At 69.6% G+C, this 9,956-nt stretch carries 11 protein-coding genes; all 11 read right to left on the bottom strand.

Annotated elements, in window-relative coordinates:
• A partial coding sequence (locus VJ693_RS09860; RefSeq protein WP_324153695.1) for a CpaF family protein occupies positions 1 to 1,007 on the bottom strand: 1,007 nt, incomplete at its 3' end.
• Entirely contained in the window at positions 1,004 to 2,203 is a 1,200-nt protein-coding gene (locus VJ693_RS09855; protein WP_324153693.1) for an AAA family ATPase, read from the bottom strand. The genes VJ693_RS09860 and VJ693_RS09855, both read right to left, overlap by 4 nt.
• A gap of 19 nt (positions 2,204 to 2,222) precedes the next feature.
• Positions 2,223 to 2,660, bottom strand: a complete 438-nt coding sequence (locus VJ693_RS09850; protein WP_324153691.1) for a TadE family protein — start codon at positions 2,658 to 2,660, stop codon at positions 2,223 to 2,225.
• Positions 2,657 to 3,136, bottom strand: a complete 480-nt coding sequence (locus tag VJ693_RS09845; protein ID WP_324153689.1) for a TadE/TadG family type IV pilus assembly protein — start codon at positions 3,134 to 3,136, stop codon at positions 2,657 to 2,659. Before VJ693_RS09845 ends, VJ693_RS09850 begins: the two co-directional genes overlap by 4 nt.
• A gap of 1 nt (position 3,137) precedes the next feature.
• The gene (locus tag VJ693_RS09840; protein ID WP_324153687.1) at positions 3,138 to 4,481 is read right to left on the bottom strand and encodes a pilus assembly protein TadG-related protein; all 1,344 of its coding nucleotides are present in this window, start codon (positions 4,479 to 4,481) and stop codon (positions 3,138 to 3,140) included.
• Between the two features lie 20 nt (positions 4,482 to 4,501).
• The gene (locus VJ693_RS09835) at positions 4,502 to 4,792 is read right to left on the bottom strand and encodes a hypothetical protein (RefSeq protein WP_324153685.1); all 291 of its coding nucleotides are present in this window, start codon (positions 4,790 to 4,792) and stop codon (positions 4,502 to 4,504) included.
• Positions 4,789 to 6,564, bottom strand: a complete 1,776-nt coding sequence (locus VJ693_RS09830) for a type II and III secretion system protein family protein (RefSeq protein WP_324153684.1) — start codon at positions 6,562 to 6,564, stop codon at positions 4,789 to 4,791. Before VJ693_RS09830 ends, VJ693_RS09835 begins: the two co-directional genes overlap by 4 nt.
• A 23-nt stretch (positions 6,565 to 6,587) precedes the next feature.
• Positions 6,588 to 7,448 carry a Flp pilus assembly protein CpaB gene (gene cpaB, locus VJ693_RS09825; RefSeq protein ID WP_324153682.1) on the bottom strand — a complete coding sequence of 287 codons (861 nt, stop codon included), beginning with the start codon at positions 7,446 to 7,448 and terminating at the stop codon, positions 6,588 to 6,590.
• Positions 7,445 to 8,842, bottom strand: a complete 1,398-nt coding sequence (locus VJ693_RS09820; RefSeq protein ID WP_324153680.1) for an ATP-binding protein — start codon at positions 8,840 to 8,842, stop codon at positions 7,445 to 7,447. The genes cpaB and VJ693_RS09820 overlap by 4 nt, the downstream gene beginning before the upstream one ends.
• A gap of 37 nt (positions 8,843 to 8,879) precedes the next feature.
• Positions 8,880 to 9,449 (bottom strand): A24 family peptidase, encoded by a 570-nt coding sequence (locus tag VJ693_RS09815; protein WP_324153678.1) that lies wholly within the window; start codon positions 9,447 to 9,449, stop codon positions 8,880 to 8,882.
• A 65-nt stretch (positions 9,450 to 9,514) separates the two neighbouring features.
• Entirely contained in the window at positions 9,515 to 9,691 is a 177-nt protein-coding gene (locus VJ693_RS09810; protein ID WP_324153677.1) for a Flp family type IVb pilin, read from the bottom strand.
• Positions 9,692 to 9,956 lie beyond the last annotated feature (265 nt).

The raw sequence follows: 9,956 nt of genomic DNA, 5'->3' as shown, positions 1-9,956 counted from the left end.
CGCGGCGAGTTGGCGTGGATCGTCGTCATCGAGCCCTCGTGGCCCGTGTTCATGGCCTGCAGCATGTCCAGCGCCTCGGGGCCGCGCGTCTCGCCGAGGATGATGCGGTCGGGCCGCATGCGCAGCGCGTTGCGCACCAGGGCGCGCTGGGCCACCTCGCCGCGGCCTTCGACGTTGGCCGGCCGCGTCTCCAGCCGCACGACGTGCGGCTGCTGCAGTTGCAGCTCGGCCGCGTCCTCGATCGTCACGACCCGCTCCGAGGCGGAGATGTAGCTGCTCAGGATGTTGAGCAAGGTGGTCTTGCCCGAGCCGGTGCCGCCCGAGATCAGGATGTTCACCTTCGCCTCGGCCAGCGCGCCCAGGAACTGGGCCATCGGCTCCGACAGCGACTTGAACGTGATCAGGTTCGACATCTGCAGCGGCGTGGCCGCGAAGCGGCGGATCGACAGGATCGGCCCGTCCACCGCCAGCGGCGGGATGATGGCGTTGACCCGCGAGCCGTCCGGCAGCCGGGCATCGACCATGGGGCTGGATTCGTCCACCCGGCGGCCGATGCGCGAGACGATCTTGTCGATGATCTTCATCAGGTGGTCGTCGTCGACGAAGGTCACGTCGGTCAGCTCCAGCCGGCCGCGGCGCTCGACATACACCTGCTTGTAGGTGTTGACCAGGATGTCCGACACCGTCGGGTCGGCCAGCAGCGGCTCCAGCGGGCCGTAGCCCAGCATCTCGTACTGGATGTCGCGCACCAGGTTGCGCCGCTCGTTGGCGTTGAGGACGAGGTTCTCCTCGATCAGCAACCGCTCGACCATCTGGCGCAACTCGTCGCGCAGGCGCTCGGGCGACAGGCTGTCCATCGCCTCCAGGTCGATGCGGGCCAGCAGCGCCTGGTGGATGCGCGATTTGGTGGCCTGGTAGCCGCGGCCCGCTTGGGCTGCGTCCTCGGCGCCGTCGTTCGGCGGCACGAAGTTCGCCGTCGCGGCCTCCAGTCGTTCACGCAGGCTCATACTTCACTTCCCTTCTGGCGCTGGCCGCTGCCGCGCATCAAGTTGGACAACCACCCGCCGCGACCCTTCGTCTCCTGCGGCGCGAGCTGGGCCGCGAATTCGCGCAATGCGCGGGTGATCGGGCTGTGGGGGGCGATGCGGTCGACCGGCGTGCCCTGGTTCACCGAGGCCGCCACCGCCTGGTACTGGTTGGGCATCACGACCAGGTCCTGCACGCCGAGGGTCTGGCGCAGGTCGGCCAGCGTCAGCTGGCTGTCCTTCTCGTAGCGGTTGACCACCCAGTGGATCTTGCGGGCCGGGTAGTCGAGCGAGCGAAACACGTCGCGCAGGCGCTTGCCGTCGCGAATGAACGGCAGCGTGAGCTGCAGCACCGCGTAGACATGGTCGCTCGCATCCAGCGCCTGCAAGGTGACCGCGCTGAGCGACCGGCCCACGTCGATCACCACGAAGTCGAAGGTCTCGCGGGCCAGCTTCAGGATGTTCTGGATGTGCTCGGGCTGCACCTCGGCGGACAGCGCGGGGTCTTCCGGCGCCGCCAGCACCCACAGGCCGGGAGCGGCCTTCAGCATGGCCGACAGCAGCAGCTCGCGGTCCAGCCGCGCGATGTTGCGCGCCACCTCGGCCACGTGGCTCGTCTGCGGCTCGCTGCTGACGAACAGGGCCGCATCGCCGAACTGCAGGTTCAGGTCGATCAGCGCGACGCGCCGCTCGCCGTTCGCCGCGAGGATGTGGGCCAGGTTCGCGGCCAGGAAGGTGGCGCCGCTGCCACCCTTGCACGAGATGAAGGACAGCACCTTGCCCTGCTTCTTCTCGGCCGGCACGGCGGCCGCGGCGCTGCGCTTGCGCATCAGCCGCAGCACCGCGGTGGCCACTGCCTGGTCCGGCGTCGGTGCCGGCAGCACCTCGCGCACGCCGGCGCGCATCATGCGCAGCAGCACCTGCGGCTCCAGGTCGGCGCTGACGAGCACGTAGTCGATCTCGGGGTGCGCGCTGGCCAGCGCCTCCAGCGCGGCCAGGTCCTCCGGGCCGCTGGTCTCGGCCAGCACCAGGTCGGGCCGGATGCCGTTGACCAGCACGTTGACGTTGCGCAGCTGCTGCGCGTAGGCCTCCACCGTCGGCTGCGGGCTCAGGCCGGCCAGCGCCTTGGCCCAGGCTTCGGCGTTGACGACGCGCGGGGTGATGATCTTGATCTTCATGTCGTGTCGGTCCTGCCACTCACGAGCAGACGGGGTTGCTCGCGCTTTGCATGTGTTCCCGCCGGAGCGTGGTCGTGAACGGCGGCAGCGTCAGCGTCAACGGCAGGAACGGAATGATCATCTCGTGCTCGTAGCCGGTGAGCGAGACGCGCACGGCCTTGCAGGTGGCGACGGTGCAGGTGTTTTCGGCGTTGGGCGGGTCGAGGTAGGCGATGGTGATGTTGCCGGCGGTCAGCGCCGGCAGCCGCTCGATCATCTGGGCCTCGATGTCGGCGTCGTTCATGTCGCAGACGACGGCCAGGCGGGCGCCGAGGCGGGTGGCTTCGGTGGCTGCGTTCCAGGTCCACAGCAGGCGGCCGAACTCGACCACGCCCAGCAGTGCGGTGAAGAACACGCTGCACACGATCGCGAACTCGACGGCCGCGACGCCGGCCTGGGTGGACAGGGCCTTGCTCATAGCTGTGCCCTCATCATGACCGTGATGTTGTTGAAGTCCAGGTCAGGTATCACGTAAGTGACGGCCGAGAAGAACTCGTAGCCCTGGATGCTGGCCGACACCAGATTGATCACGCCGACGCCGGTGGCCTGCGACAGGTGGGTCGAGGGGCAGGAGATCGCATCGCACAGCACGACCATCGAGGTGCTCAGCCCCGGCGCCACGGCATCGCCCGAGCAGTCGGTGTTGCCGTACACCGCCAGGCAGGTGGCCTCGCCCTGGATCTGCGTGTCGCCCGGGCCGTGCTGCGACAGATGGCGCGCGGCATCGCGCACCGTCTTGTCCAGCGCGTTGTAGGTGTAGATCGCTCGCCCGAGCTCGGTGGCGCCGAAGGCCAGCGCCAGCAGGATGGGCAGCAGCAACGCGAACTCGATCAGCGGCCCGCCGCGCTCGGTGCGCCGGGCGGTCGCATGGCATCGAGGGGCGGACCGCTTCATTTCACTGCACCAGCGAGGGCACCAGCGGCCCCTGCGAACTGTCGTCACCCGTCACGCCCGAACTGGCGCAGGGGCTGCCGGGCGCGTTGGCCAGGCCGAGGTACTCGAACTGGGTGATCACCGAGCTGGACGACTTGCGGTACGGATCCAGCAGCAGCACGCAGGCATAGGCGCGGATGGGGGCGTACTGGCCGCCGCCGGTGAAGGAGTTGCAGTCGACGATCGGCACCACCACCACCCGGCGGTCGGCGCCATGGCTCGTGTGGTCTTCCACGGTGGTGTTGCTGTACGGGCTCGAGTAGAAGGCGCTCTGCGTGTTCATGTGCGCCGTGCGGGCCGCCTTGAAGTTCGATTCGCCCGGTGCCCCTGTTCCGTTGAAGGCATCGCGCGCCAGCGACCAGGTCGAGCTGTCGTAGGCGCGGCCGGTGAAATCGGGCGGCGCGTTGTTCAGGTTCGGGTTGCCGCCACCGCCCTTGTAGACGCCGAAGCGCGAGTTGTAGGCCGCTTCCATCTTGCTGACGTTGCCGTTCTCGCCCACGCAGCCGGGCGGCGTCGTGCCGCCGGTCTTCGGGCAGGAGCCGCTGTTCGGCGGCGGCAGGCTGCACTGGCCCGTGCCCTGCATCACGCAGGCGATCTCGCCGGCGCCGGCGCCGGGGCAGCCGGGCGTCGTCTTGTTCGGGTCGAAATCGAGCCAGCGGAAATTGCCGGTGTAGTTGGCATTGCCGCCGGTGTCCTTGAAATCCAGGCCGTACCAGTTGCCTTTGACGTAGCCGTACTCCGGCGGCGTGGAGCCGGTCGGCGTGCACAGGCCCATCGGCACCGCGCAGTTCGATTGCGAAGGCGCCAGCGTCGCGGTGGCCATGGCCTTGACGGTCTGGTCGCCGAAGCCCATCACCTGCATCAGGTAGGGCGTGATGCCGGTGCGCTGCAGCGTGCAGCGCACGTACTTCGAGTTGGCGCTCGGGTTGCTGGTGGCCTTGAGCCAGGCGCCGCCGGTCAGGGATTCGGCGAACTCGACCGTGATGTCGGCGTTGGCGACGTTGCTGCCCTGGAAGTCGACCTTGTTCCGCGCACCCACCGTGACCCCGGCGGCATCCGCTTCGATGAACGAGGCCTGGCTGATGGCCGGTGCGCCGGTCAGGTTGTAGCTGGCGGCCAGCGCGCAGGCATCGGAAGCGTTCTGCAACTCGGTCTTGGTCAGGTACAGGTGGCCGCCGTCGATGGCCAGGCCCACCATGCCGACGAGCACGACCAGCGTCAGGCCGACGACGATGGCGACGGCGCCGCGCTGGGTGGCGCGGCGGGCGCTCGGCCGCCGCGCATGCATCACGAGAGGCTTGTTCATGCTGGGTCTCCCGGCATCGGTCACTGGCCGCTGGAACCCCCGCCCACGTTGATCACCGTCGACGGCGCCGGGTTCTTGCTCGCCTCGCGCAGGCTGTCGACCGCGCCGCGCACGGTGCGGCCCTCGGTCGTGGTGACCGTCGCGCCGTGGCGCTGGGCCGCCGACGCGTCGATGAGCTGCTGGGCGCGCATCACGCGCACGGCATCCCCCATCGTCGTGTCGGTGTTCGGCGAGGCGGTGGCGGCACAGCCGGCCAGCAGCCAGGCGGCGGTCAGCCCGGAAAGGGCCGGAAGCACGTGGAGGGCTCTCATCGCTTGTTCTCCGTAGTCGGCACATCGAAGCCGCCAGTTGCCGGGGTGGTGGCCGGCGCCGCCGCCGGCGCCGTGGCGGGCGCCGGCGGCGGCGCTGCCGGGCGCTCGCCTTCGATCCGCCCGTTGAGGATCAGGTCCTTGCGCGTCGGCGCCACGTAGTTGTCGGTCGGCAGCCGGTAGTCCGCCGGCAGCGGCTTGACCAGCCGCGGCGTGATCACGAACACCAGTTCCGACTTGTCGGTCTGGAACTCGGTGCTGCGGAACAGCGCGCCCAGCACCGGGATCTCGCCGAGGAAGGGGAAGGCCTTGACGTTGGTGGTGGTGTTGTTCTTGATCAGGCCGCCGATGGCGAAGCTCTGACCATCGAGCAGCTGCACCGTCGTCTCCGCCTTGCGCGAAGTGAACGAGGGCAGCACGGTGCTGAAGTTGCCGCTGCCGATCACGACGCCGGCTGCGTTGAGCTCCGACACCTCGGGCCGCACCTTCAGGTTGATGCGGCCGCCGCCCATCACGGTGGGGGTGAACTTCACCGAGATGCCGAATTCCTTCTCGTCCAGCGTGATCGTGCGGCCGCCGCCGTCGGCCGTCTGGATGATCGGGATCAGGATCTTGCCGCCGGCCAGGAAGCTGCCGGTCTGGCCGCTGATGGCCATCACCGTGGGCTCGGCCAGCACCTTCACCAGCCCGTCGGTCTTCTGCATGTTCAGGGCGGCATTCGTCACCCCCTTGGCCGGCACGGTGCCGTAGGTCGTCGTGTAAATCGGGCGACCGGCGGCGTCGTAGGTGACCGTGACATTGCCGCCTTGCGTGACGGCGCTGGAGTTGCCGGCCGTCACGGTGCCCGTCACCGTGCCGCCGACGACGGTGCCCACGCTGCTCAGCGGCACGTTGTTGGGCCCGGTGCCCGACAGGTTGGTGAGCACGCCGGCGCCGCCGCCGAAGATGCCCGACAGGAAGCGCATCGCCTCGCCGCGGTCGCCCACATAGGCGCGCGAGAAATCGAGGCCGAAGCTGTCGAGCAGCGATTTCGAGATCTCGGCGACCTTGACCTCCAGCATCACCTGCTGCGGTGCGCCGACCTCGAGCAGGTTGACGATGCGCGGGTTCTTGGCCGGGCCGCCTCCGTCGCGGCTCTGGCCGCGCACGAAGGCGTTGGCCAGGTCGGTCACGCGCGTCAGCGCCTCGGCATCGCTGACCTGCCCGGACAGCACCACCGAGTCGAACGCCGCGCTGACGTTGATGCCCTTCTCGTCGGGCAGCAGCCGGGTCAGCACGGCCTGCAGGCCGCTCGTGTCCATGCCGACCACCACGTCGAACGCGGTGCAGCGGCCGCTGCGGTCCAGCATGACGACGTTGGTCGAGCCGACGGTCTTGCCGAGCAGGAAGATCTCGGTGGGCCCGAGCAACAGCACGTCGATATCGGCCACGCCCGGGCGCAGGTTCTGCGTCGGTGTCTTGACCGAGTCGTCCTTGGCGGCCGGCTCGGGCGTGTCGCTGGGCCGGGCGGCGCGCGCGTTCTCGGGGTTGCCGAGCAGGATGCGCGCGACCGGCGACCCCGGCCGGATCACCGTCGACTTGCCGACGGCCACCGTGACGACGGGCGCGATGTCCAGCCGCTCGCAGGGCGCCTGCGCCGGGGCCTCGGCACGCGGCGCGGGGGCCGGCAGGGGCGCGGGCTTGGTGGCGGCCAGGGCCGTACCGGCGGCGAGCGAGGCGGCCAGCGCGACCGCTCGGATCGCTGGGCTTCGCAGGGGTGATGGGGTTGGGCGCACGTTGGTCTCCCTCCGGCAAGTGTTCAGAAGCATTCGGTCAGGCGCTGCACGCCGCGTATCACCTCGACGCAATTGGTCGACTTGGGCGCGGGGGCCGGCGCCGCCAGCGCCACGCGGCGCACGGGGGCGGGCTTCGGTGTCGCCGCGGCGGCCGAAGCTGGCGCCACCGCCATCGCCGGGGTGGCCATGCCGAGCAGGTCCGCCTTGGTGATGCCGGCGGTCGCCACCGACTTCATCTCGGTCTGGTTGCGCAGCACCAGCGACAGCGTGCCGACGCTGCGTGCGAGGTCGAGCATCTCGGCCTGCCCCGGGCTGAGCTCGAGCGTCACGGCGTTGACGACCTTCGGCTTGGTCGTGTCGCGGTCGGCCTCCTGGGCCACGGCCAGCACGAGGATGCGTTCGAGCACGATCTTCGAGATCGTGCGGTCCTTGTCGTTGCCCTTGCTGCCTTCGCTCTGGGTGTTGACCATCACGTCGACGTAGGTGCCGGGCAGCGCGAAGCCGGCCACGCCGATCACGTCGTTCACACGCACGGTCATCGCGCGCTTGCCCTCGGGCACCACCGCCGACAGGCCGCCCTTGGTGCCCACCGGCGCCAGGCGCGATTCGAGGATGGGCTCGCCGCGCTGCAGCGAATCGCGGGCCACGCGGCCGACCAGCTTCTCGGTGTCGGTCGCGGCACCGGCCGGAATGCTGCCGGCCGGCCACTCGGTCATGCGCACCATCTCGGCCGACAGGCGCGAGCCGAGCTCGATGTCGACGTTGGCGACCGCCACCTGGCTGCGCTTGCCGCCTTGCTGCTGCATCCAGCGCGCTGCCAGCGCCACGGCCGCCAGGCCGGCGATCGCCGCGATCAGCAGCATCAGCAAACCTCTTGATCTCATGAGACAACTCCGTGTTGCGACGAATCGGTATCGGCTGGGCTGGCGTCGGCGCTGCCGCTCGCGCCGAAATAGGTGTGCCAGGCCCAGTCCAGCAGTTCGGGGGTGAGGGCGGCGGGCAGGCCGAGGTAGGCGGCCCGGCTGGCCACCAGGTGAACCAGGTCACGCGGCGTGCAGGCCAGCAGCGGGCGCTGAAGCCGGTGGTGGCACTTCTTCAGCAGGCGGCGGTAGGCATCGGCGTCGAAGGCGACCTGCTCGTCGGCGCAGGCGGCCTCGAACACGCGGCGGTAGTACAGCTCGGGCAGGGGCCCGATCTCGATCTTGTTGCCCAGCCGCCGCAGGAAGGCGCCGTCAGCCAGCTCGGCCGGCCGCAGGTTGGTGGCGAAGACCAGCACCAGGTCGAACGGGATCTGGAACTTGCCGCCGTTGCGCAGCATCAGGTAATCGTGCCGGCGCTCCATCGGCACGATCCAGCGGTTCATCAGGTCCTGCGGCTGCACCATCTGGCGGCCCAGGTCGTCGACGATGAACAGGCCGTTGTTCGCCTTGAAGTGCGGCGGTGCCTCGTAGTAGCCGGCGCGGGCGTCGAAGCTCAGGTCGAGCATGGCCAGCGTCAGCTCGCCGCCGGCCATCACCACCGGCCGTTCGCACAACACCCAGCGCGCATCGGGGCGGGCGCGGCTGTCCAGCGCCGAGGGCGTGAGCGTGGCGGGCGGCGGCAGCGTCCGGTGCCAGTGCTCGTCGAACACGCGGATCACCTCGCCGTGGACGAGGATCGCATGCGGGATCGCGATGGCGCCGCGCAGGAGCTTTTGCAGGCAGCCGGCGAGGTAGGTCTTGCCCGAGCCCGCCGGGCCGTGCAGCAGGATCGGCCGGCCGGAGTTCATGGCGGTGCCGAGCTGGTCGATCAGGGCCTCCGGCACGAGGACGCCGCCGAGCGCGGCGTGCACGTCGTGCACGTTGAAATGCTGCTGCGTCACCGACTGGGCGCGGACGCGCTCGACATAGACATCGAGCGACACCGGGGCCGGCCCGACATACTGGTTGCGCGCGAGCCAATCGGCAGCGCGCTGGCGGCCGCCCTGGGTGAGCTCGTACTGCACGTCGGCTTCGTGCTGGCCGCGCCGCACGATCTCGACGATGCTCTCGCGCCGCATGAACTGGCACAGCGATTCGACCACCGCGGCCGACAGGCACATCTGCTGCGCGAGGTCGGTCAGGCGCGTGAGGCCGAGCTGGAACATCACCTTGGCGGTGAGCTCGACCAGGAAGCTGGCGGGCAGGCCGGTTTCCTCTTGGGTCAGCGGCGCGCGGGGCAAGGCGCCGTTGACGTCGGCCCCCTCCGGCGCGCGGGCAGGGCGCGCGGCGAGGGTGTTTGGAAAGTTGACAAGGCTCATCGTTTTTTCTCCCTCCACAACCAGGGCTGTGAGCGATTCAGCCTCCGGTCGGCGACAGCAGCACGATCAAGGTGCCGGCGCTGATCGCCACGCCATAGGGCAACCTGGCGGCGGTGCTGGCCAGTGGCGCCAGGGCGATGCCCTGGCCGCCGCCGCGCACGCGCAGCAGCCACTCGGTCAACATGAAGCGCAGGTTGGCGAAGGCCTGGGCCGCGACGCCGCGGCCCAGCATGTAGAAGACGGACAGAACGCCGCCGACGAGCAGCGTGAACAGCACGGCGCGCAGCGCGGCGGGCGCGCCGAGGAAGGCGCCGGCCATGGCCATCAGCTTCACGTCGCCGGCGCCGCAGGCGCGCAGCAGGTGCAGTGGCATGAGAGCGAGGCCGGCGGTCAGCAGGCCGGCGAGCGGGGCCCACCACGCGGGGCCGGCCAGGGACGGCGCGCCGGTCAATAGCGCGGCGGCGTGAGACGCCACGGCCAGCGCAAGACCGGCGAGGACGAGGCGGTTCGGGATGCGGCGGGAACGCAGGTCCGTGACGACGGCGGCCAGCACCAGGGCGGCCAGCGCCAGGGAGTCGGCGGTCGCGATGCTGGCTGAGATCGTCATGGAACTTCGCTCCGTGGTGCGGTTTAGGAGCCCGGACGGAAATTCCGGGCTCCCGGTCCGTTAGCTCAGGGCGTGGTGAGCTTGGTTGCGACGTAGTCGAAGACGTCCGAGAGGTTCGTCCCGACGGTCGTCACAGCGCCGATGATCACGACGGCGATCAGCGCCGCGATCAGGCCGTACTCGATGGCGGTCACGCCCTCTTCGTCGCGGGCAAAGGCTTGGATGGACTTGATGACTTGCATGGCTCTCTCCACAACTAGGTGTTTAGAAGAACAAGAGACCGGACGGCCGGCTCCCCGAACAGCGATCCGAGAAGGGCCGGATCCGTACCCCGCGAGCCTGTTGCGTTGACGCCGGCTCGCGAAACGCGTCATGGAACTTGACCGAGGGCCTCAACCACCTTCATGGACCAGTAGTCGAACAAGTCGGCAACAGATCCACCCAATGCCGTGAAACCCGTCATGGCACCCAGCACGATCAAGGCAGCCAACAGGCCGTACTCGATCG

Origin of the sequence: Ideonella sp., assembly GCF_035254525.1 — a bacterium.
Taxonomy (GTDB): domain Bacteria; phylum Pseudomonadota; class Gammaproteobacteria; order Burkholderiales; family Burkholderiaceae_C; genus Ideonella.
Note: the sequence above shows the minus strand (reverse complement) of the source record. Positions and strands in the feature narration are given on the sequence as shown.